The sequence below is a fragment of the Enterococcus sp. AZ170 genome (assembly GCF_050545135.1).
GTDB classification, from domain to species: domain Bacteria; phylum Bacillota; class Bacilli; order Lactobacillales; family Enterococcaceae; genus Enterococcus_L; species Enterococcus_L ureilyticus.
The window spans coordinates 374,127-398,853 of the sequence record NZ_CP172947.1; the positions used below are offsets into that span (position 1 = coordinate 374,127).

At 37.1% G+C, this 24,727-nt stretch carries 18 protein-coding genes; 16 read left to right on the plus strand and 2 right to left on the minus strand.

What is annotated here, in order from left to right; all coding sequences use genetic code 11:
- Nucleotides 1-6 precede the first annotated feature (6 nt).
- The 14 genes from IGJ55_RS01725 (at nucleotide 7) to IGJ55_RS01790 (ending at nucleotide 17,310) form a co-directional block, all read left to right on the plus strand.
- The gene (locus tag IGJ55_RS01725; RefSeq protein WP_430607212.1) at nucleotides 7-609 is read left to right on the plus strand and encodes a class I SAM-dependent methyltransferase; all 603 of its coding nucleotides are present in this window, start codon (nucleotides 7-9) and stop codon (nucleotides 607-609) included.
- A gap of 275 nt (nucleotides 610-884) precedes the next feature.
- Nucleotides 885-3,569: an Ig-like domain-containing protein gene (locus IGJ55_RS01730; RefSeq protein ID WP_430607213.1), complete on the plus strand. Its 2,685-nt coding sequence runs from the start codon at nucleotides 885-887 to the stop codon at nucleotides 3,567-3,569.
- Nucleotides 3,570-3,692: 123 nt separating this feature from the next.
- The gene (locus IGJ55_RS01735) at nucleotides 3,693-4,652 is read left to right on the plus strand and encodes a LacI family DNA-binding transcriptional regulator (RefSeq protein ID WP_430607214.1); all 960 of its coding nucleotides are present in this window, start codon (nucleotides 3,693-3,695) and stop codon (nucleotides 4,650-4,652) included.
- A gap of 79 nt (nucleotides 4,653-4,731) precedes the next feature.
- A complete protein-coding gene (gene rbsK / locus IGJ55_RS01740) occupies nucleotides 4,732-5,613 on the plus strand; it encodes a ribokinase (RefSeq protein WP_429951061.1) in 882 nt (293 codons plus the stop codon).
- On the plus strand, nucleotides 5,610-5,999 hold the full coding sequence (rbsD, locus tag IGJ55_RS01745; RefSeq protein ID WP_069641148.1) for a D-ribose pyranase: 390 nt from the start codon (nucleotides 5,610-5,612) through the stop codon (nucleotides 5,997-5,999). Before rbsK ends, rbsD begins: the two co-directional genes overlap by 4 nt.
- A gap of 20 nt (nucleotides 6,000-6,019) precedes the next feature.
- On the plus strand, nucleotides 6,020-7,501 hold the full coding sequence (locus IGJ55_RS01750; protein ID WP_430607215.1) for a sugar ABC transporter ATP-binding protein: 1,482 nt from the start codon (nucleotides 6,020-6,022) through the stop codon (nucleotides 7,499-7,501).
- Nucleotides 7,502-7,503: 2 nt separating this feature from the next.
- Nucleotides 7,504-8,448 (plus strand): ABC transporter permease, encoded by a 945-nt coding sequence (locus tag IGJ55_RS01755; RefSeq protein WP_069641150.1) that lies wholly within the window; start codon nucleotides 7,504-7,506, stop codon nucleotides 8,446-8,448.
- A 22-nt stretch (nucleotides 8,449-8,470) separates the two neighbouring features.
- On the plus strand, nucleotides 8,471-9,406 hold the full coding sequence (locus tag IGJ55_RS01760; protein WP_430607216.1) for a D-ribose ABC transporter substrate-binding protein: 936 nt from the start codon (nucleotides 8,471-8,473) through the stop codon (nucleotides 9,404-9,406).
- Between the two features lie 301 nt (nucleotides 9,407-9,707).
- Nucleotides 9,708-10,673 (plus strand): ABC transporter permease, encoded by a 966-nt coding sequence (locus IGJ55_RS01765; protein ID WP_422851585.1) that lies wholly within the window; start codon nucleotides 9,708-9,710, stop codon nucleotides 10,671-10,673.
- Between the two features lie 14 nt (nucleotides 10,674-10,687).
- Complete coding sequence (locus tag IGJ55_RS01770; RefSeq protein ID WP_069641153.1) at nucleotides 10,688-11,608, plus strand: carbohydrate ABC transporter permease; 921 nt, start codon at nucleotides 10,688-10,690, stop codon at nucleotides 11,606-11,608.
- Between the two features lie 121 nt (nucleotides 11,609-11,729).
- A complete protein-coding gene (locus tag IGJ55_RS01775) occupies nucleotides 11,730-13,196 on the plus strand; it encodes an ABC transporter substrate-binding protein (protein ID WP_429951053.1) in 1,467 nt (488 codons plus the stop codon).
- A gap of 175 nt (nucleotides 13,197-13,371) precedes the next feature.
- Nucleotides 13,372-13,986 (plus strand): YesL family protein, encoded by a 615-nt coding sequence (locus IGJ55_RS01780; RefSeq protein ID WP_430607217.1) that lies wholly within the window; start codon nucleotides 13,372-13,374, stop codon nucleotides 13,984-13,986.
- On the plus strand, nucleotides 13,979-15,703 hold the full coding sequence (locus tag IGJ55_RS01785; protein WP_429951052.1) for a sensor histidine kinase: 1,725 nt from the start codon (nucleotides 13,979-13,981) through the stop codon (nucleotides 15,701-15,703). Before IGJ55_RS01780 ends, IGJ55_RS01785 begins: the two co-directional genes overlap by 8 nt.
- A 110-nt stretch (nucleotides 15,704-15,813) precedes the next feature.
- Nucleotides 15,814-17,310 carry a response regulator transcription factor gene (locus tag IGJ55_RS01790; RefSeq protein ID WP_429951051.1) on the plus strand — a complete coding sequence of 499 codons (1,497 nt, stop codon included), beginning with the start codon at nucleotides 15,814-15,816 and terminating at the stop codon, nucleotides 17,308-17,310.
- 57 nt (nucleotides 17,311-17,367) lie between these two features.
- Here IGJ55_RS01790 and IGJ55_RS01795 read toward each other — a convergent pair whose 3' ends face one another.
- Together IGJ55_RS01795 and IGJ55_RS01800 are read right to left on the minus strand one after the other, a co-directional pair.
- Nucleotides 17,368-19,509 carry a GH92 family glycosyl hydrolase gene (locus IGJ55_RS01795; protein WP_429951049.1) on the minus strand — a complete coding sequence of 714 codons (2,142 nt, stop codon included), beginning with the start codon at nucleotides 19,507-19,509 and terminating at the stop codon, nucleotides 17,368-17,370.
- Entirely contained in the window at nucleotides 19,510-20,547 is a 1,038-nt protein-coding gene (locus IGJ55_RS01800) for a GntR family transcriptional regulator (RefSeq protein ID WP_069641159.1), read from the minus strand.
- 161 nt (nucleotides 20,548-20,708) lie between these two features.
- Between IGJ55_RS01800 and IGJ55_RS01805 the strand changes: the two genes are divergently transcribed.
- Both IGJ55_RS01805 and IGJ55_RS01810 read left to right on the plus strand, forming a co-directional pair.
- Complete coding sequence (locus IGJ55_RS01805; protein WP_430607218.1) at nucleotides 20,709-21,998, plus strand: glycoside hydrolase family 125 protein; 1,290 nt, start codon at nucleotides 20,709-20,711, stop codon at nucleotides 21,996-21,998.
- Between the two features lie 24 nt (nucleotides 21,999-22,022).
- Nucleotides 22,023-24,713 (plus strand): alpha-mannosidase, encoded by a 2,691-nt coding sequence (locus tag IGJ55_RS01810; protein ID WP_430607219.1) that lies wholly within the window; start codon nucleotides 22,023-22,025, stop codon nucleotides 24,711-24,713.
- Nucleotides 24,714-24,727 lie beyond the last annotated feature (14 nt).

A 24,727-nucleotide genomic window follows, 5' to 3' on the forward strand; every position in this document is an offset into this window, starting at 1 on the left:
AAGAAAATGAATAATCATTATTATACAGAAAATCCAGATTTAGCTCATAATTTAGAGCAGTGGTCGTTTGAATTAAGAGGGAAGACGTTTCAGTTTTTAACTGATAGTGGAGTTTTTTCTAGGAACACCGTCGACTTTGGTTCTCGTGTGTTGATCGATGCCTTCGAATGGGAAGTATTACCGGAAGGAAAGTTACTTGATGTCGGTTGCGGTTACGGTCCAATTGGTTTAACGTTGGCTTCATTCAGTGGTAGAACGGTAGAAATGATCGATGTCAATCAGCGAGCAGTCGCTTTAGCGCAAGAAAACGCGAAGAAAAATCATGTTGAAAATGTCGATATCCATACCTCAAATATTTACGCGGATATTCATGAAAAACAATATGCAGCAATCATCAGTAATCCGCCAATCCGAGCGGGAAAAAAAGTAGTGCATGAAATTCTGAGTGAAGCTCACCCGCTGCTTGTTATAGGTGGTACGTTAACTGTGGTGATTCAGAAGAAGCAGGGCGCTCCCAGTGCAGAGAAAAAAATGAAAGACATTTTTGGGAATGTAGAAATCGTAACGAAAGATAAAGGGTATTATATCTTGAAAAGTATGAAAGAATGACTAATTAACTAAGCCACAGAAGTGGAGGTAGAAGTGTTTAACTCTGAGTAATAAGAAGGAGATGATTCTGCCTGCTAGCCTCATCTATTCGGATTTTAAGTGTCTGAGATGTAACTCGAAGAGTTATGCCTTTGATACTTTTTTTATATCTAAAATAATATTTATTTTATATTAAAATAAAAACAAGTTACTGTTATTTCTTTTTTTTGGTATGATAAAGATAGCTAAAAATTCAGTTGAACTGTATTTTTAGAAAAAAACATTAGGAGGAAAAAATGAAAAAAAGATTTTGGGTAGGAATAGTAGCGATTGGCTTACTTGTAGGAGTAGGTTCGCATGTGTATGCGGAAGAATTGAAGGAGCCGACGATAGCTGATGTTGTAGGTGAAGGTTTGCAGCCTGGTATTCCAGAGAAAAGAAAAAAAGCGCGTACAACGAAGGCAGCCACCGAAGTAGTTTATGTTCCAGCGGAGGAAGTTGAGAAGATCAAAGCTGTTCAACAGAGTTATCAAGATGTGGTTGCTGATGTTAAGCAGACGGATAAGTTTTCAACACTGCCGGTACTGGCAAATGGCACATATACTTTAGGGGAATTTAAAACAGAAGTTGTTGAAAAGGCGGCCGAGCAAGTCAACTTTTACCGTACACTTGCGGGCGTATCACCAATTCCGTTTGCAGCAGAATCGACCGAATACACACAACATGCAGCAATCGGCATGGCTGCTATCCAGAAACAAACGCACTATTTGGATACGTATGAAAAACCAGCGGATATGCCTGAAGAGTTTTGGTTGACGGCGAATAAAGCATCAAGGCAGTCTAATATCCATTCAAACCAAAAAGAAGCGTCTTTAAATAGTCATCAGGATGCGTTTGTTGTAGATTGGGGTAAAGGGAATAAAACAGTAGGACATCGTACAGGTATGTTGAGTTTATCAGGTGTAGATATGGGATTTGGTTATGCCAAAGCAAATCAGTCTGCTACTGAAGCGAGCGAAATGAATTATTTTACCTCTACGTATATTAGAGATGATTATAAAGGAATCAGTACAAGGTATGAAAATGATACTATTGTTCAGTGGCCAAGTTCTGGGATTTTCCCTTATGAATTATACAATGTGGATAATCCTTATATGGCTAATTCGTATAAAGAAAACATGCCAGACCTCTATGAAAAAAATATGCGCTGGTCAGTACATTTTAATGAAAAAGGCTATAAGCTGACAGATAAAGTAGCTGTGACATTAACAAATCAAGCAACAGGAAAAAGTACTGTTATTAGCAATGATGCGGATGGTGGTGAATTAACACTTGAAAATCCAAAACCTGGCTACTATGCAAGAGGTGGCTATGTAACAGTCGTTTTTAGACCCAATAATAATTATACGATTGAAAAAAATGATGTTTACAAAGTTGAAATTACAGGGATCGAAAAAGCTGGGACAGCCTATACCCATGTTTATGAAACGCGTTTTGCTGGAATGAATGATACCTTTAAAGCTGAAGTAATTCCAGTGAAGGAAATTGTATTCGACTCAAGCGTTGATGAACTAGAAGTTGGAGAAAAAGCGAAAATTGAAGCTAGCGTGCGTCCGGAAAATGCGACGAATAAGACTCTTGTTTGGAAAAGCTCAGATGAAAATATAGCAACAGTAGATCAAGCGGGAGAAGTAAAAGCATTAAAAGCTGGTAAAGTTGTGATCAAGGTCGAAACAGAAGATGGCACTGTTAGGAAAGAACAAATGTTAACCGTCTACAATGAACGAGTGAATATTAATTATGCTGATTATGACGAGTTGCAAAAAATTATTGGATTTGATGAAGATAATGTAAATGACTTTATCTGGGAACGATATAAAGGATTCTTCCATTCGATTGATGACTTATCACGAGTAGAATGGATTGATGCAGCTCTGATAAAAAAAATCAAAGATCAGGGAATTGCTTATGTACCAGCGAAGTTTAATGGCGTTTTTCCAGCAAAAATAGCCAATATTTTCGAAGATCCGTCAATGGGAAATGGAGTGGCTAATTCACTTGGCCTCTCGGTTTATGATACGGTGAGTAGAGAAGACTTATTGAGTTTAAACTATTTTGGTGCGAGCTATTTAGAAGTTGTTCATTCGTTTAGCGGGATAGAATATTTAGGGAACCTAAATCGTCTGTTTGTTTATACAGATGTAACTGAATTTTCTTGGACCAAGTTTATACCAGAGTTAGAAGAGCTAAATTTATTTGGTGATGTTGTAGGAGGAAATCCTGTTGATATGGAAAATACTCTTCAAGTTGATGCTACAGGATTGGCGAATTTAAAGAAGTTGAAAAGATTAGAACTTTCTGAATCGTATATTCATGATCTTCGTTTTATAAATGAATTACCGATGTTGGAAAGGCTAGAGGTTTTTCGAATGGTGATTGAACAAATGCCACAGATTGAAACGATGGAATACCTAGAATCAATCTCTATTGGCGATAGCCGTTTCAAAGATATCTCTTGGATGAAAGATTTGAAAGATTTATCGGATTTGACTTTTTGGTTAAGTCATAACGAGCTAACAGATATTTCAGGGTTAGCGAATTTGGAAAAAATTGGGTCCTTGAATCTTTCGAATAACAATATTTCAGATATTAGTTCTTTAGCCAACTTGAAAGAGTTTTACTCCTTAAATTTGAGAAACAATCAGATAGAAAATGTTGATGTTTTCTCACAGTTAGCGATAGTAAACGAAATTGATTTATCAAGGAATAAACTTACAAATATTACTGGTTTTTCTAAGTTAGAACAAGCGAGCACGTTAAACCTATCACATAATCAATTAACAGATATCTCGCCATTACAGAATTTAAAGAAAGCGTCTGTTTTAGATTTATCTAATAACCAGATTACTGATCGCTCACCACTTAATGGTAGTGGAAAATCTTTTTATTATCTGTACTTAAATAATAATCCATTAAAATAGTTGAATGAAGCAATGTTTGCTCTCTCATGAGAAGCAGACATTGTTTTTTTAGGGTCCAACTATCTTTTTACAAGCGTTTCCTCTAAAATAAAGATACGAGAAAACAGGACAGGGGTGCCTTAAATGGTAACAATCAAAGATGTAGCAAAAAAAGCTGGTGTATCTGTTGCCAGTGTTTCCAGATATATCAATAAAAATGGCTATGTAAGAAATGAAACTGGGGAAAAAATTGCAGAAGCAATAAATGAGTTAAACTATGTGCCAAACGAAGTAGCACGTTCTTTATTTCAAAAAAAATCAAAAATCATAGGAGTTTTGTTACCCGATATTGCCAATCCCTATTTTCCTTTATTGGCAAAAGGCATTGAAGAAACGTTAATTAAAAATGGCTATATGATGTTGCTAGCAAACACATCGGATTCAAAAGAACAGCTACAACAATACATCACGACCTTCATCCAAAATAATGTAAGTGGAATCATCACAGCGTTACCAATTGAACCTTTAACGGATATTTCAGTTGTTGGCATCGACAGAGTGTACGCTGGTGATTTTAATAAGGTATTACCGGATGATTATTTAGGTGGCAAGATAATCGGGGAAGAAATTCTAAAGACGAACTTTGAAAATATTTTGATCATTACTGGGGATTTAGCCTTTCAGAGTGCGAAGAAGCGATTGAAAGGACTAAAAGATGCTTTAAAAGGACAGACGGATCATTACCAAGTATTTGAAACAAGCTCATTCAACGTCAATGAAGTGGATAAAATTTCAGATACCTTTTTTAAAGAGTACGAAAATGTAGATACGGTGATTGCCTCGAATGACTATCTAGCATTAAAAATTATGCAAAAAGCGCAACAAAAAGGGTTATCGATCCCTAAAGACCTACAAATAATGGGTTATGATGGGATTCCTTTTTCAGAGATGACGTATCCTAAATTGACAACCATTAAGCAACCAGTTTATGAAATAGGGGAAACGGCTGCATCACTCATGATACAGCTTTTAGCAGGAGCAGCAGGGGAAAAACAAGAAAAAATCTTACCGGTCATCTTGCAAAAAGGAGAAAGTTTACGCTGAAAAGGTTTACATTTTCGCCGAATGGTGTTAATGTATGCTTATAGGTAACCGGTTACACATTGTGAATGGAGATGAAATAATGAAAAAAGTAGCAGTAATTGGCAGCATATCAACAGATTTTGTTGTAACAACTAAAATTATTCCAAATCAAGGAGAAACGTTGGTAGGAGAGAGTTTTCAGACCTTTTTTGGTGGTAAAGGAGCAAATCAAGCAATCGCTTTAAGCCGTTCAGGTTTAGACGTTTCAATGATCGGAGCAGTAGGGAAGGATGTTTTTGGTCAAGCACTGATCGATAATTTAAAAGAAAATGGCATCAACACAGATATGATTCAAACCGTTGATACTGCAGAGAGCGGCTCTGCACATATCCAAGTAATGGATGGTGACAATCGGATCATTATTATTCCAGGAGCCAATGATCGACTATCCATTGATGTTGTGAAACAGTACCAACAACAACTTCAACAAATGGAAATGGTCATTTTACAAAATGAAATTCCGGTAGAAACGATTGAGTATATTATTGATTTTTGTGCAACTCAGCGTATTCAGGTATTATACAATCCTGCGCCAGCCAAAGAAATCTCAGAAGAATATATAGAAAAAGTGACGTATCTAACCCCGAATGAGCATGAAGCAGTATTGCTATTTGGAAATAAAGAACGAGCAGAAGTATTGCGAAACTATCCGAATAAATTGATCATCACCTTGGGCGATCAAGGTGCAACGTTCTTTGATGGTGAAGCAGAAGTGATCGTACCTGCACAAAAAGTAGCAACTGTTATCGATACAACAGGCGCGGGGGATACCTTCAATGGTTATTTTGCAAAGGGAATTTTAGAAGGACTAACAATTGCAGAAAGTCTGAAACTTGGGAATGCGGCATCAGCCATTGCAATTCAAACAAAAGGTGCCCAAAACGGTATTCCGATGTATGAAAAGGTGGTCGCTAGTTTATGAAAAAAAGAGGGATTTTAAATTCTGAGATCGCTAAAATTGTGGATGATCTTAGACATACGGATCGGATTATTATCGGTGATTGTGGCTTGCCTGTTCCAGAAAATGTCAAGCAAATCGATATTTCTTTAAAGCAGGGAACGCCATCATTTTATTCTGTTTTGGAATTGATTTTAGAAGAGGTAGCGGTAGAAAAAGCTGTACTAGCAACCGAAATCAAGGAGAACAATGTTGAATTACATGGACAACTAAAAGAGTTGCTCCCAGAGATTGAGTATGTTTCTCATGATGAGTTTAAACAACTTAGCAAAGAAGTAAAAGCTGTGATTCGAACTGGAGAAGATACACCCTATGCAAATGTGATTTTACAGTCAGCGGTAATTTTTTAGAAAATGAGAGGGGTAATCTCATGGAAATTAAAATGATAGGAATCAGTAAAAGTTTTGGAACGAATAAAGTGTTAGAAGGTGTTGATTTCGAATTAATATCAGGAGAAATACATGCGTTGATGGGGGAAAATGGTGCCGGCAAATCAACATTAATGAATATTTTGACAGGCTTGCATAAACGCGATGCTGGAAAAATCTATATTGATGGAACAGAACACTATTTTAAAAATGCCAAAGAAGCAGAAGAATTCGGCGTAACTTTTATTCACCAAGAAATGAATACGTTTTCTAATATGACAGTATTGGAAAATATGTATCTTAATCGAGAATTAAAAACAAAGCTAGGATTATTGGATAACAAGAAAATGGCAGCAGAAGCCAAGAAGATATTCAATGAACTGCATATCTCATTAAACTTGGAAGCGCAAGTTGATACGTTATCTGTAGGGCAACAACAAATGTTGGAAATTGCTAAATCACTGATGACAAATGGAAAAGTGTTGATTATGGATGAACCGACAGCAGCATTGTCAGAAACGGAAATCGATAATTTATTTACAATCATTCGTGGATTAAAGAACAACGGGGTAGCAATTGTTTATATTTCTCATCGGATGGAAGAGATTTTTGCCTTGTGTGATCGGATTACAGTGATGCGTGATGGGATATCAGTCAGCACCCATCAAATTTCTGAAGTCAATGTGAATCAAATCGTACGAGATATGGTAGGGCGTGACATTGGAGACTTTTATCCAGAAAAAACAACCCCGATCGGTGCTATAAAATTTGAAGTAAAAAATCTAACGTCTACCGGTCTTTTTGAAAACGTTTCATTTTCAGTTAGAGAAGGAGAAATACTTGGTTTCTCAGGATTAATGGGGTCGGGAAGAACTGAAATTATGAGAGGAATCTTTGGGATTGATCGCTATGACTCTGGCGAAATTCGATTAAATGGAGAGCAAATCACTATTCGTAAGCCCTCTGATGCAATCAAAAAAGGCATTGGTTTTCTAACAGAAAATCGCAAAGATGAGGGATTGATCCTTGATTTTAGTTTGGAAGATAATATTGTGCTTCCTTCAGTGGATGAATTTAGTAAGCGAGGGTTGCTGGAGCAAAAAACAATAGATGAATTTGTGGCGTTATTACTCAAACGTCTCGTAGTGAAGGCAGAAAATAAGGATGTCCCTGCCAGTAGTTTATCAGGTGGTAATCAGCAAAAAGTGGTATTAGCTAAATGGATCGGGATAGGTCCCCAAGTGCTGATTTTAGATGAGCCGACTAGGGGTGTAGATGTTGGTGCAAAGCGCGAAATTTATTTATTGATGAATGAATTAGCACAACGTGGTGTGGCGATCCTCATGATTTCCAGTGATTTACCAGAAGTAATGAGTGTCAGTGATCGTATCATCGTGGTGAGAGAAGGACAACTCGCTGGAGAAGTTTTAAAAAGCGAAGCAACACAAGAAAAAATTATGAACTTAGCTACGGGAGGGAATTGAGCATGGAAAATATAAAAAAGAAAAAGATTGCCTTAGGATCATTAGGCCCATTACTTGCATTGGTCGCTTTAGTGATCGTTGTAACGGTGTTAAACCCTAGCTTTATTACACCCAATAATTTATTAAACCTATTGCGCCAAGTGTCAATTAATGCCTTGATTGCATTTGGGATGAGTTTTGTTATTTTGACGGGCGGTATTGATTTGTCAGTGGGCTCGACATTAGCTTTGTCGGGAGCGTTGACGGCAGGACTGATTGCTAACGGTATTTCTCCGATTTTAGCGATGCTGTTTGGTATGATTTTGGGCGCTTTTTTAGGAATGGTCAATGGACTTTTGATCACGAAAGGGAAAATGGCACCGTTTATCGCGACTTTAGCAACAATGACGATTTATCGTGGTGCAACACTGGTTTACACCGATGGTAATCCAATCACAGGAATTGGTAAAAGTTTTATTTTTCAATTTATGGGCAAAGGCTATTTGTTTGGCGTACCGTTTCCGATCATTGTTATGTTGGTATTTTTCTTCTTATTATATATGTTGCTTCATAAAACTGCGTTTGGAAAAAAGACCTACGCGGTCGGTGGAAATTTAAAGGCCGCAGAAATAGCTGGAGTGAAAACAGACCGAATTCAAATTATCATTTATACGATTTCAGGATTGATGGCGTCAATTTCAGGGATCATCCTCACTTCTCGTTTAAATTCGGCGCAACCTACGGCAGGTCAATCTTATGAAATGGATGCAATTGCTGCAGTTGTGTTAGGAGGGACTAGTTTATCAGGTGGAAAAGGGCGTTTATTTGGAACCTTGATAGGTGTGTTGATTATCGGGACAATCAATAATGGCTTGAATTTATTAGGGGTATCCAGTTTCTATCAACAAATCGTCAAAGGATTAGTGATCATTGTCGCAGTATTGCTAGACCGAAAACAAAATAAATAACTAAATAAAGGAGAAGATGACTATGAAAAAATTGTTCATTTCAATGATGGCAGCAAGCTTACTTTTATCAGGGTGCGGTGCAGCAACTTTAGGGAATAATGAGTCTAAAGAAGATAACAAAGTGGAAGAGAAAAAAGCTGGAGAGCTAAAAGTGGGCGTAAGTATTTCTACATTAAATAATCCATTTTTCGTTTCAGTTAAAGACGGGATCACTACGCTAGCAAATGAAAATAAGACAAAGACGATTGTTTCCGATGCGCAAAATGACGCTTCAAAACAAAGTAATGATATTGATGATTTAATCCAACAAAACGTCGATGTCCTGTTGGTTAATCCCGTTGATTCTTCAGCGATCCAGCCAGCAGTGGAAGCTGCTAATGAAGCAAATATTCCAGTGATTACGCTAGACAGAAGCTCGGATGGAGGGGATATTTTAACGTTAGTTGCATCTGATAATGTCAAAGGTGGAGAAATGGCCGCAAGCTTTATCGTGGAAAAAGTTGGTCAAGGCGCAAAAGTGGTTCAACTTGAAGGGACTCCTGGCGCTTCAGCTACTCGTGAGCGTGGAAAAGGCTTTGAAACTATTGCCGAAAAAGAGCTGAACGTGGTACAAAGTCAGTCCGCTGATTTTGATCGCGCTAAAGGATTGAGCGTTATGGAAAATATGTTGCAGTCAAATTCTGATATCACGGCTGTGTTTGCTCAAAATGATGAAATGGCGCTTGGTGCGGTGGAAGCATTGAAAGCAGCGGGCAAAAAGGATGTACTTGTTATTGGATTTGATGGTAATGAGGATGGCGTAAAAGCAGTAAAAGATGGAACAATGGCCGCAACCGTTGCTCAACAACCTGTTGAGATGGGGAAATTAGCATTACAAGCAGCATATGATCATTTTGAAGGGAAAAAAGTAGAAAGTAAAATAGATTCACCATTGGAATTAATGAAAGCAAATAAATAGTCAATTCTGAGAAAAAAACGCACGCTCTGATTCTGCTAGATAATCTAGTGGGAGAAAGACGTGCGTTTCTTTTTTAGAAAGGTTTGTTCTAACTCTTTGTAATTAAGGTATGTTAAAAATATAGAAAACGTGTGATTAGTTTAATAAGCGTGACTATTTTTCTCTTGATTATTGTGCCGTAAGAAAATGGCGATTGAGTTTGTTTTATTTAGATGAAATCTATATTTTTTATAACAATACCTATATTTTGTTTATTCTTATCCTTTTTTGAAAGCGCTACAATATTAATGTAGACAATTTAATGAAAGGAGTTGGGGAAATGAAGAAAAAGTCAAAGAGCTCGCTTTTTTTTACGAATATATGGCGATATAAAGCGTTGATTTTAATGGCGATTCCAGCGATGGTTTGGATGATTTTTTTCTTTTACATTCCAGTTTTGACCAATGTTGTAGCTTTTAAGGATTTCCATATTTCACCAGATGGATTTATTGCTAGTTTAAAAGCGAGCCCTTGGGTTGGCTTAGAGAATTTCAAGTTTTTATTTTCTTCTAATGATGCCTTTTTGATTACGAAAAATACAGTGTTGTACAACGTGACTTTTATTATTTTGAACCTTGTCATTTCTGTATTTTTTGCAATCGTGATGAGTGAACTGCGGAATAAGCGTTTGGTAAAAGTCTATCAAACAATGTCTCTTTTGCCGTACTTCTTATCATGGGTTATTATTGGGTATTTTGTGTATGCCTTTTTAAGTCCAGATAAAGGGATTTTCAATCAATGGATTGTAGGTCAGGGCGGTACGCCAATCAATTGGTATAGCGAACCGAAATTTTGGCCGTTTATCTTGATTTTTATCGGAACATGGAAAGGAATTGGGTATAATAGTATCATTTATTTTGCCTCGGTTATGGGAATCGATCCTACTTATTATGAGGCCGCAATGGTCGATGGTGCCAGCAAATGGCAGCAAATCAAGAATGTCACGATTCCTCAATTATTGCCGTTGATGACGATTATGACGATTTTGGCTGTGGGCAATATTTTTAGAGCTGATTTTGGTTTGTTCTATAATGTTCCAAGAAATTCCGGTTCCTTGTATCAGGTCACCTCTGTTTTGGATACGTATATCTTTAACGGATTGACTGCTACAGGAGATATTGGAATGACAGCAGCGGCTGGGTTGTATCAATCAACAGTCGGTTTTGTCTTATTGATGATTACAAACGGAATCGTTCGTCGCTTTGACAATGATTCGGCATTATTCTAAGGAGGGTGAAAACATTGAGGAAAAAGCCAGTTTCAAAAGTAGCAATTCGGTCGTTTAATCGACCTGTCAATTTATTTTTTAATGTGTTGATCGCAGTTTTCGCTCTATCTTGTATTTTGCCGTTTCTATTTGTTGTGGCAATTTCACTTAGTAATGAAACAGCATTAGCCGCTCATGGGTATAGTTTTTGGCCTAAGGAATTTAGTATTTTCGGCTATACTTATTTATTTGATCAGATGCAAGAAAAAATCTTTCAAGCATTATTTGTAACTGTTTTGGTAACAGTCGTTGGAACCTTGATCAATAGTACTGCAACGTCATTGTATGCTTATGTGATTTCAAGATCTAATTTTCCGTTTCGTCGTTTTTTTACGATATTTTGTTTGATTACGATGTTATTTTCTCCAGGGATGGTGGCGAATTACTTAGTGATGACGAATTTACTTCAATTGAAAGATACGATTTGGGCGTTGATTTTGCCAATGGCGGTCAGTCCGTTTAATATTATAGTGATGCGGACCTTTTTCAAACGTTCAGTGTCTGATTCGATCATTGAATCAGCTCGAATCGATGGTGCTTCTGAGATGCGGATTTTTATTCAAATCGTGTTGCCACTAGCCGTTCCAGGGATTGCAACAATCAGTCTATTTGCCGCTTTAGGGTATTGGAATGACTGGTTTAACGCACTTTTATACATTCAAAAGGATAGCTTGGTTCCACTGCAATATTTATTGATGAAGATCCAAAATAATATTCAATATCTGACCCAAAATGCTGGAGCCAGTAGTCAATTATCTGGTGGGATGGCGGCGATACCAGGAGAATCAGCGCGAATGGCGATTGTCGTTATTTCAACATTGCCGATTGCGATCAGTTATCCATTTTTCCAAAAGTATTTTGTCAAAGGGTTAACGATTGGCGGAGTTAAGGAATAAAAAGTTCGCTCATTTAGCTTTTGCTTTAAAACAGAGTGAATAAAATGAGCGGACGTTGAAATTTACAAGCTGAAGAGACGTGGAATGTTGTTACTATTTTAAATTACGAGGAGGAACAGTAATGAAGACGTGGAAAAAAGTAGTCGGTTTAAGTACAGCAGTTGTTCTTTTAGGGGCGTTAACAGCCTGTGGCGGAAGCGGTAAAGAAAAAACGGATGGAAGTAGTAAAAAGACGGATGAGAATACGTTATTGATGTATCAAATTGGAGATAAACCGGACAATTATGATGCATTGATGGAAGTGGCGAATAAGAGAATCGAAGAAAAAACAGGCGTTAAACTAAATATCCAATACATTGGTTGGGGTGATTACGAGAAGAAAATGAGTGTGATTGTCTCTTCGGGTGAAAATTATGATATTGCGTTTGCTGATAATTATGTACCGAATGCGCAAAAAGGTGCCTATGCCGATTTAACAGAATTAGCGCCTAAGTTTGCCAAAGATGCATACGATCAGTTAGATGAAGCGTATATCAAAGGAAATTTAGTAGATGGTAAGTTATATGCATTCCCTGTAAATGGGAATGTTTACTCGCAACAAGTATTGACATTCAATAAACAATATTTGGATAAATACAATTTATCGATCGACAATATCAACTCTTACAAAGATGCTGAAAGTGTCCTAAAAACGTTCCATGAAAAAGAACCGAATATCGCAGCATTTGCGATCGGTCAAGGGTTTAAAGCACAAGGAGACTTTGATTTTCCAATCGGAAATGGCTATCCATTTGCTGTCGACTTGAATGGTGATACTAAAAAAATCGTCAACCAATACGAAAACAAAGACTTTATGGACGTGCTGAAAACAATGCATAAGTGGTATCAAGCGGGGTATATTCCATCAGATGCAGCGACAAGTAATACAGAGTTTCCATTAGAAGGAAATACATGGTTCATTCGTCAAGAAACACAAGGGCCTTACGATTACGGTGATACGATTTTGAGCAATGCTGCGGGACAAGCGTTAGTTTCTAAAGCCTTTACGGTACCATTGAAATCAAGTGACCAAGCTCGAATGGCCAATTTTGTTGTTTCAAATACCTCTAAAAATAAAGAAAAAGCAGTAGAAGTACTAGGACAAATCAATAGTGATCCAGAACTGCTAAATGGTTTGGTCTGGGGCATTGAAGGCGAAGCTTGGGAAAAGATAGACGGTAAAGAAGATAAAATCAAATTGCTAGAGGGGTACAAACCCAATACGCATTTACCAGCTTGGAATACTGGAAACAATAGAATCTTATATACACAAGATACGATTACAGATGAAATGATCAAAGAACGCGATGAATCGATTGCGAACGCTGAAACTTCCCCAATTTTAGGCTTTAACTTTGTGACATCAAATGTGAAAACTGAAATGAGTAATATCGCTAACGTTATGAGCCAATATTTAGATGGCCTAAATACAGGGACTGTTGATCCAGAAGAAACAATTCCTAAACTGAAAGAAGCACTTGCTAATGCCGGTTATGACAAAGTCTTGACTGAAATGCAAACCCAATACGATGACTTTTTGAAAAAATAAAACTCGGATAATAGCTGGAACCAAGTGATTCGATGATTCATCGTCTTTACTTGGTTCTTTTTTGAAAAAAAAAATTCAGCATAAACTGCGTAGTATATTAGAGACAGCAGTTTTTATATTTGGAATATCTTGAAGAGTTATTTATTATAGTAAAGAAGTAGAAAGGAAGAATTAGATGGTTGGAAAAGCGTTAGAAACGTTATTTATTAAAATTTGGGTCATTATAAAATTGAATTTATTCTTTTGGCTATTTAGTTGCTGTGGTTTACTCGTAGCAGGCATAGGACCAGCTTTGAAAACAGTGAATGAACTATTTGTCAGTCATGAATTTGAGTATAAAGATAGTACCTTGAAAGAAGGTTGGGATTGTTTTAAGCGGAATTTTATCAGAGGGAATGTCCTTTTTTATGGAGCTGTTTTGCTGTTAGTGACCTTGGCTTATAATTTGTTTTTATCTGTTCAAATCCAAGGACTGGCCTTTTTGATGATTGATTTTCTTTTGGTTTATGCAATGGTTTACGCAGTTGTGACGTTTCAGTACACTTTGTTATTAGATAGTTATTATGAGATCGGATTAAAGAATTTGTTGAAGCTAGCTTTTATTTCAACGTTATCTAATTTTACCAATCTCTTGAAGATTGCACTTGGTCTTTGCTTGATTTTATTCATTACCTGGAAGTTCAAAGGACTGATTTTATTTGGAACGTTTTCTATGATTCAAATTTGGAGCTTTACGGCAACAAAATCATGGCGACAAACGATCGATCAACGATTGGAACTCCATGCGTAAACGAAAACCTTCTTTCTTTAATGAAAAAACGCTACTGAACCGATTACTCAAAAATTATGCATTGATCCTCGTTTCCTTGATTTTAGTCGGCATGTTCAGTATTGGGATGAATACCTATTGGCAATCGATGGGAAGAGGGAAAGTCACTGCGCAGGAAGCTGTTGATACAATTAGTCGTTCGATCAATGATAAGAATTTACAAGGAAAAACCATGCTGAATGAGCTGAAAGAAAATCAAGAGAAAATCAATAGCTTAAATCGTTATATGGATACTCCGATTTCAGATTATTTGACTTATTCATACGATCAACAATTAGAAACTGGAAATTATTTATTTTTACCTGGCCAAGTTAAAAATTTTTATACCATGTATGATAACATCGAATCGATCATCATTGTATTGAATAATTATAATGACTACTACCTTTCGACCGCACAAGATAAAAGCGGTAAGAAAATTAATGGAACACCTCGTCTAAATAATAAGTTTTATTTAGCCTATCCGATCACGAACCCAGTGACATTAGAAGTGCTAGGAAGTTTTTATGTTGAGTTTTCTCAAAAAGATATTCTTGATAGTTTAACTCATTTAACGACATTTGATGGATTATCAGCATATGTATTTTCAAGTACAGGAAATCCATTATTGACGTATACGGAAAAAAACAATACGTTAGATCAACAATTGATTCAGCAAAAAATGAAAGAAACCTCTGTCTTACCACTTCAAAAATTAATGGAAAATAATATTTTGGAACATATCCAAACAGCAAGTGAGTTTGAAATTTTAGTGACGATTTCTAAGGAAAAGATTCTGACACATGTTCTTTTTGAACTACGTATTTTGATGCTAGGCGGTTTAGTGCTGATTTTAATACTGTTATACTTACTTTATCGCACATTTACTAAGTATTCTCAGCAAGTTGATATTATTATGGGGGCAATGGCACTCGTTTCTGAAGGAGATTTAAATACCCGAATCAATGAACAGGAGACTCAGTTTGAGTTAAAAGAGCTTTCTAAAGGTATCAACACGATGTTGGATAATATAGAACAATATATTTCAGATATTTATAAGTTGGAAATCAAGCAACAAGATGCGCATATGAGAGCATTACAGTCGCAAATCAGCCCCCATTTTCTATATAACACGTTAGAGTATATTCGTATGTATGCGTTAAGTGAAGGAAGCGAGGAGTTAGCGGACGTTGTATATGCATTCTCAACTTTATTACGGAACAATACCGATCAGGCTAAGACCACGACCCTAGAAAAAGAGCTAAGTTTTTGTGAAAAGTATGTATACTTGTATCAAATGAGGTATCCGGATCGAATTGCGTATCACTTTGAGATCGATGAGGCATTAAAGGATCTTGTTTTACCAAAATTCTCGGTTCAGCCCTTGATTGAAAATTATTTTGTTCACGGCATCGATTTTTCTAGAAATGACAATGCTATTAGTGTGAAAGCGCGTTTAGTTGATGGGCAAGTGAAGGTTTTGATTCGTGATAATGGTAAAGGAATCTCTTTGCAAAAGCTAGCGTTGATTCAAAGCAAATTGAAGAGTGAGCAAATCGAACTGCACGATTCGATTGGATTGCAGAATGTAAATGAACGTTTGCGAGCTTATTTCGGCCCTTCATTTTTGATGACGATTACGCCGAATGAAACAAAAGGTATTGCAATTATGCTATCTTTCAATGATCCCCTTTCTTGAAAATAGTTGATTTTAAAAGAAATCATAGAAATAATCACTTCAAATAAGTCCTCATATTTCACAGCAAAATCATGTTGCGACAAGTAGTCATAAAGTAAAGGAGCAATCGAATGAATTACAATGTTTTACTGGTTGATGATGAATATATGATCGTAAATGGATTAAAAAAAATTATTTCTTGGGAAGCAGAAGGCTTTTCCATCAAAGGGACGGCACGAAATGCAAAAGAAGCATTAACAATGATGGAGACAGAGGCTATCGATCTGGTGATCACTGATATTACAATGCCGGAAATGACAGGGTTAGAATTTATTGAAGCTGCCCAAAAAGAGGCTAGAGAGTTTGAGTTTATGATTCTCTCTGGCTATCAAAAATTCGACTTTTTAAAAGGCGGTCTGCAGTTAGGGGCAATCAATTATTTGATGAAGCCTGTTGATAAGGTCGAGCTTTTAAAAAGTGTTAAAAAGGCAAAGAAACGTTTAGATGACCGTAGTCAGCAAGAAACTAGAAATGGTTTGTATAGTGAAATTTTATTATCTCAATGGGTGAATGGTGAAATCGACAAGGACAGTTATGAAGAGTTGGACCGATTGGTCAATACGGCAGAAAAATCAGAGTGGACTGTTTTATTGATAGAGGTTAATCGTGAGAAAAAAATCACCGTTATTGACTGGCTGGAAAACCAGCTGCAATCTTTATTGTTTACTAGAAATTTAGGGGATAAAAGTCTGATTGTACATATATTTAGAGGTGGCAAGTATCAATTGAACCAACTGCTAACGGCAAATCCTTTAAAAGCAAATGAAGACGATAGTTGGTTGATAAGTGTCGGCGAGACGGTTGGTGATTGGGAAGATGTACCGGATAGCTATGAAAAAGCAAATCAGACGTTGCAACGCTATAAATTTTATGAAGCAAGTGGCAATAATGTGTTATATTCTGTTTTTTCAGATGATTTCGATCTTTCAGCAGATATTATTAATTTTAATAAAACGTTGATGGTTGGAGATTTCACTACGATCGAGAGCACGATTGCTGAAATTTTTGCTAAAACGCAAAAAATTGGTGCCCGCCCAGAAGATGTTCGCCATATTACGTTTATGCTGTTTATGGATATCTATCGCCGCTTTAATCATTTGGATGAAGGCGAGTATCAACAAGTTCTAGATGATATCAATCATTCATCGAATGCTGATGAACTGCACGATATTTTATCGACTACAGTGACTCAAATCACACGGGAAAAAATAGCATATGACTATTCAGAAAATGTGCAAAAAGTGATTGATAAAATTCGTTCTGAGTATACAAGTGAATTAACGTTGAAATGTGTAGCTCAATCATTGCATCTTAATGTAATGTACTTGGGGCAATTATTTAAAAAAGAAACTAAGAAGAGTTTCTCTCAATATTTGAACCAATATCGTATGAAAAAAGCACAAAATCTGTTACTCTATACGGACGATAATGTAAATGAAATCGCTGATAAAATCGGTTTTAACAACAGTACTTACTTCTCTCAAATTTTTAAAAAAATGAATGATCTAACCCCTAAAGAATTTCGAGAAAAATATAAACATCATTATGATTCGGTGGGTGAAGAATAATCAAGCAAGCACAAGAACAGAACTCTTGTGCTTGCTTTTTTCGTAAATCAAACGCAATTAAATGCTAAATGGACGTTGCTCTTCTTTGTATTGTCTCGGTCTAGGTACGGTCCCTAAAGTAAAGTCGATCGTACCTCCATTCATCAAGCTAGCATGAGTGAACACTAATCCCTCGTGTAAAGAATCATTGTAATGAATATGGTCCACAAATTGTTGCTGTTCTTGATTTGGACTAGTCGAAATAGTCAAGGTTTCACCAGTAGATAAATGAAGAATAGCTTTATCAAATAAAGGCATCCCGATCACATATTCACCTGAACCAGGACAAACAGGATAAAACCCTAATGAACTAAAAATATACCAACTAGCCATGCTGCCATTATCTTCGTCTCCTGGGAAACCAGTAGGACTATCATTAAATTCTTGGGTCATCAATTGTTTTAGCAATGGCTGAGCAAACTCTGGCTTTCCAATATAGCTAAATAAATAAGGAAAATGGAAGCTAGGCTGATTAGAAATGGCCAATTGACCAAACTCTGTGGCAGCCATTTCACTCATTTCATGAATTTCAAACCCGTATCCATCAGCAGAAAAGACAGGTGCTTGATTACATAAATCGATCAATTTCTCTTGGAATTTGTCTTGGCCGCCGAAAGCAGCAATCAAGCCCTTGAAATCATGATATACAGCAAAACTACTCTGCCAAGCGCTACCTTCAGCATAATCTTCGCCCCAACGATGGCTGTTGAAGGGTTCTTTGAACCTACCGTCTGTGTGTTTCGCCCGCATAAAGCCAGTGTTAGGATCGAAAATAGATAAATAATTCTTGGCTTGTTTTTCATAGTGTTCAGCAGTCGTATGCTCTGCCAAGCTTTTAGCAACTTGGCGAATACAAAAGTCACTGTAACAATAATCTAAGGTATGATTTACTGACTCGTGATAGTTAGCAGGCACATATCCATAGGTTAAATAATCGTTGGTTCCTTGTCTACCGTAGTTTGAATTCTCGCTTTGAATTGTTGCCCCTTTGATCATGGCCTCTAAAAATTCAGGCATCAGATCAGGACGGATATCTTTCACTGCGGCATCAGCTACTACCGCATCAATCAAGGTTCCGGGCATCAAGCCACGTTCATCAGGTGAAAGCCATTTAGGCAAATAGCCGCTTTCTCGATAACTATTTAAAAAACCTTCCAGCATTTCTGCATATTTTTCTTGAGCGATCAATGAATAGAGCGGATAAACAGTCTTATAAGTATCCCAAAAGCCGTTATTTGTATAAAGAAACCCTGGTTTTACTTCTTTAGCCAACGTATCATAATGAATAATTTTCTCGTTAGCATCTTTTTCATAAAAGGTTTGCGGGAATAAAAAAGCACGATATAAATTATGATAAAAAGTCGAGCGACGTTTGGTATTTTTATCTTGGATATCGATTTTACTTAAATAATGCGACCATTGTTCCTCAGAATTTTTGAGATAATCTTCAGGTTTCCAATGAATTTCACGAGATAAGTTCAGCTTGGCTTGATCGCAGCTTATAAAAGAAGTGCCAAATTGAACGGTTTGTTCTTGAATATCGCCAAAAGTAAAAGCAATACAGTCATCTTCTCCATTTTTTTTAATAGGAGTTTCAAAAGTTAATGGTTGCTGAAAGTGAAGCGTAAAATAAAATGAAAAATGAGAATCCTCACAACCTGCGTAGTTTATTATAGAGCCGGAAACTGTCTGGTCATCTTCTACCGTCAGTTGATATTTTCCAGGTAATGAAAGTAACAGATTTGCATTCGGCTGACTATAGCGAACAGTCAACACACCTCCGTACATACTAGGGATTATGCGTGTAGTCAATTGATATCGTTGTTCTTTAATTTCTAAATAGTCAGGTCTGAAAACGCTCTTATTTGGTCGGTAAGAAGATTGGGCATGAAAGAGTGTCTGTTCTTTCAATTGACCGTTAAAAGGTAATAGCACAAAGTAACTGAAATCCCCCATCCAGGGACTCGGCTGATGTGTTAGTCGAAATCCCTGAAAGACGGGGTCTCTGGGGTTGAACCACCAGCTGCCATTCTCTCCATTCGTTTGAGGGGCAAAATAATTCATGCCCCAAGGAACACCTGTATAAGGCAGGCAATTGCCATTGGAAAAAGAGTGCTGATTATCTGTTCCGTGTCTAGTATCGATCAATGTTGGGTTCATCTATTGATTCTCCTTTGTTGAGTGTCGAATGATTTGTTTTACAGGGATTTGCTGGTCAGTCGGGACTTTATGTTTTTCAATCCAGTCGATCAGCATTGTTCCAGCAAGTGTCCCCATGCCTTTAAAATCTTGTGCAATGGTTGTTAGTGATGGGTCGATCAATGAAGCTGCCTGAATGTTGTCGAAGCCGACAACTGACAATTGATTAGGTATATCAATATTCGCTCGTTTTGCCAGATTCATTAAAGAAATTGCCACTAAGTCATTCTCGCAGACCACTCCTGTAATGGCATTTTCGTGTAAATAGTGAATGACATCAGCATTTAAAAAAGATTGTTTATCCGTTAACGCAGTATGGAACGATAAATGTTGTTCTTTTGTTGCATGGATGTAGCCTAAATAGCGTTGACGTACCGATTGCGGCAAGGTAGTTTCACCAAAAATATAAGCAATTCGTTGATGCCCTAGCTCTGCTAAATAAGTTGTTGCCATCACACCACCTGAAAAATTATCCGATTGTACTGTTGGATAAGATAGATCATGAATTTTTTTATCTAAGATAATAACTGGAAACTCCTGAATGGATAGCTCAAACAGTGTGTCTAGAAAGTCTTCTGTATTATGAGCATAATAGATCATTCCGTCAAAGTCTTCGATAATATCAGCTGCTTTTTTATTGATCAAAAATTCGGATGAAGACATGATCACTTCATATTGATGCTTACTTGTGACAGGTGCTAGACCTTCATTGAAGTTGCCAAGTGAAAGGTCATTTACAAAGGGGATCAAAAATAAGATACGAGCTACTTTTTTCTTCATGGGTTTACGCTTTTGGACATAGCTGCCTCTTCCCTGTATACGGTAAATCAAGCCTTGATTCTCTAACTCTGTGAGTGCACGTTTAGAGGTAATACGGCTGACGTTATAGGTTTGAGATAATTCCTTTTCTGTAGGAAGTTGTGCATTTTCCTGCAAATTACCAGTTTCAATAGCATGTAATAAGTCATCGATAATTTTTTTATATAGTGGTTTAGACATAGTTGTTCTCCTAATCGTTAAATGATATATCATTAAAGGTAGTTTAACATAGAAAGAAAAAGAGTTCAATTCAAAAATAGTAGAAAAAACAGTGGACAAAACGCTTTCATTAGCATATACTTTCGTTGTTAAATGATATATCAACTGACAAGGAGGCTATTATGATTTATAACAAAATACCGAACTCTGTACAAGTTTTTATGGATAAGATGACTCAGTTGTGTGGAAAAGAGCATGCAGGTTGGGCTGAGAATTTTAATGCAGCGTTTGCGAATACTCTGACTACTACAGTTAAGAAGCAAGACGATGGAACAACCTTTTTGCTGACAGGAGACATTCCTGCGATGTGGCTGAGAGATTCAACGGCCCAAGTTCGCCCTTATTTAGTGGTTGCCAAAGAAGATGAAGAACTTGCAGAGATGATTTGTGGATTGGTTCAACGACAATTTTTCTATATCACGATTGATCCTTATGCGAATGCCTTTAATGAAATACCGAATAGTGCGGGGCATCAAACGGATCACACTAAGATGAATCCTTGGATCTGGGAGCGAAAGTATGAGATCGATTCACTGTGTTATCCAGTTCAATTAGCCTACTTATTGTTTAAAAATACTGGATACACAAAGCAATTTGATGAAAACTTCGTTGAAGGTGTGAAGCATATTTTGAACGTTTTCAAAACGGAGCAAGAACATAAACATTCCCCTTATACCTTTGAACGTGACACAACTCGATTAGAAGATACATTGCCGAATAAAGGGCGCGGCACTGAAGTTCATCTGACAGGGATGACTTGGTCAGGTTTTCGTCCTAGTGATGATTCGTGTCGCTATGGTTATTTAGTGCCGTCCAATATGTTTGCGGTCGTTATCTTAGGATATATTGAAGAAATCTTTACGGAAGTCTTGTCTGATACAGAGATAGTGAAACAAGCTGCTATCTTGAAAAGAGAAATCGATGCTGGGATTCAAAGATATGGAAAAACCCACAACCAGCTTGGGGAGTCTGTGTACGCTTATGAAGTAGATGGTCTTGGTAACACGAGTATTATGGATGACAGCAATATCCCTAATCTACTTTCAGCTCCTTATTTAGGATATACAGAAATTACAGATGTAACGTATCAAATGACGCGCAAAACAATTTTAAGCAAGGAGAACCCTTATTTTTACGAAGGGGAATATGCAAAAGGGATCGGCAGCTCTCATACTCCAGAAAATTATATTTGGCCGATTGCATTAGCAATGGAAGGTATGACCACAAATGACAAGTCTGAGAAAGAAAGAATCTTAAATTCCTTAGTTGCAAATGATGGGGGTACTCATTTGATGCATGAGGGATTTGATGTGGATGATCCTTCTAAGTACACACGTGAATGGTTTTCTTGGGCAAATATGATGTTTTGTGAATTAGTGATGGATTATTTTGATATACGAGTTGAGCGATAAAAGAATGAAATGGAGCGTGAAATCATGAAGAAAAAAGTTTATATTATCTCGCATTCTCATTGGGATCGTGAATGGTATCTGCCTTATGAGCAGCATCACATGCGTTTAGTAGAATTAATGGATGATGTCTTAGAGTTGATCGAAACGGATTCTGCTTTTGATAGTTTTCATTTAGACGGGCAAACAATTATTTTAGATGACTATTTACAAGTAAGACCAGAAAAAAAAGCAGCAGTTCAAAAAGCCATTACAGAAGGGAAACTGCGGATTGGTCCGTTTTACATTTTACAAGATGACTTTCTGATCAGCTCTGAATCGAATGTTCGAAATATGTTGATTGGCAAAAAAGAAAGCGATAGATGGGGAGCCGTTGTCAGATTAGGGTATTTCCCAGATACTTTTGGCAATATGGGTCAGACACCGCAAATGATGAAACAAGCAGGCTTAGATGCTGCTGCTTTTGGTAGAGGGGTAAAACCAGTCGGCTTTAATAACGAGGTGTTGGATGATGAAAACTATACTTCTCAATATTCAGAAATGTGGTGGCAAGGACCGGACGACAGTACAGTTTTAGGATTATTATTTGCAAATTGGTACAGCAACGGCAATGAGATACCTACAGAAAAGGAAGCGGCGTTAGCCTTTTGGACGCAAAAATTAGCAGAAGTTGAAAAATTTGCATCAACGGATCATTTATTGATGATGAATGGTGTTGATCATCAACCTGTTCAAAAAGATATCACAAAAGCAATAGCTTTAGCAAATGAACTATTTCCAGAATATGAATTTATCCACTCGAATTTTGATACGTATTTAAAACAAATGCAGCAAGATTTATCGGAGAAAGTTGGTACAGTTTATGGTGAGTTGACGAGCCAGGAGACAGACGGCTGGTTTACTTTAGCTAATACAGCTTCGGCAAGAGTTTACCTGAAGCAATGGAATACAGCTGTGGAACGTCAATTAGAAAATAGAACAGAACCTTTGGCAGCAATGGCTTACGAATTGACTGGCAATTATCCTCATGACCAATTAGATTACGCATGGAAACTATTGCTGCAAAATCACCCTCATGATAGTATTTGCGGCTGTTCTGTAGATGAAGTTCATCGTGAAATGATTCCAAGGTTTGAAAAAGCCAATGAAGTTGGGAAATATTTGGCAGAGGAAGCGTTATCTCAATTAGTTATCGCAGTAAATACAGAAGATTTTCCAGAAAAAAGTCATCCATTTGTTGTGTTTAATACTTCTGGCTATCAAAAATCAGAGAGCATAAAAGTACGCATTGAGATTGAAAGAAAACCATTTAAAGAGGAAATTCCTCATGAACTATGGGAAGGGCTAGTTGATAGTGATACTCCTGCATTTGCAGTAATCAATACACAGGGACAACAAATTTCAGCGACTGTTTCAAAACCAGAGACTTGCTTTGGTTATGAGTTGCCAAAAGATCGTTTTAGAGTCCCTTATATGGCTAAATATGTTGAAGTAGAGCTGTTAATAAGTGATATGGCGCCTTTCTCATGGGCTACATTTGCATTACAGCCAACGGAAAACTTAGATGTGGAAATAGATTCTATGATCAAAGATTCAAAGAATTATGTTCTGGAAAATAGCTGTCTAACTGTAACAATCAATGAAGATGGAACCCTTGAAGTATTGGATAAGTCTTCAGAAAAGAGCTATGACAACTTATTGTTGATTGAAGATACAGGAGACATTGGGAATGAATATATCTTTAAACAACCAGAAGGAACAACGCCTATTTTGTCTAAGCATCATCCCGCAGAAATTTCAGTAGTAAAAGATGAATTATTCATAGCGCAAATTAAAATCGTTCAACAAATGTTAATCCCAGAAGCAGCAGAAGATTTACTAGAACAAGAGCAAAAGGCAGTTGTAGATTTCCGTTATCGCAAAGCTGGCCGTTCATCAAAGATGAAAGAATTAACGATTGAAACGCTAGTAACGATGGAAAAAGATTCTTCGCGCTTAAAATTTGAAACGACATTGGATAATCAAATGAAAGATCATCGTCTGCGGATATTGTTTCCTACAGGAATCGAAACACAGACCCATGAAGCTGATAGTATTTATGAAGTGGTTACTCGACCAAATCAAGTAAGCAAAAGCTGGGAAAATCCAACCAATCCCCAACATCAGCATGCGTTTGTTAATATCCATGATGAGGAATCTGGAATAACGGTTTCTAATTTTGGCTTGAATGAATATGAAGTATTACCGGAAAATAATACGATTGCATTGACTCTTTTAAGAGCAGTCGGAGAAATGGGAGATTGGGGGTACTTCCCAACACCAGAAGCACAATGTTTAGGGACACATACGTTCCACTATGGCATTGACTTTCATAGCGAAAAGGAAAGACGGTATGCTACGTATCAACGAGCTTATGCTGCGCAAATTCCCTTTAGTGTGAAACAAACGTCAAGACATGCAGGTTTATTAAACGCGAAGGATGCTTACTTAATGATTAAAGGGGAGACATTCGCAGTAACCGCAGTGAAAAATAGTGCGGATGATGATGCACTTGTTGTCAGAGGCTTCAATATGAGTGGGAACCAAGCTCAGATTGAAATAGAAAAAAATGGGAAAGAGGTGGCACACTTATTGAATTTGCTAGAAGAAAAGCAACATGAAGAAGTGGTGAAACAATTGAAGCCTTACGAAATTCGAACGATTGGTTTTGATCGCTAAGGACAGGAGGAAAG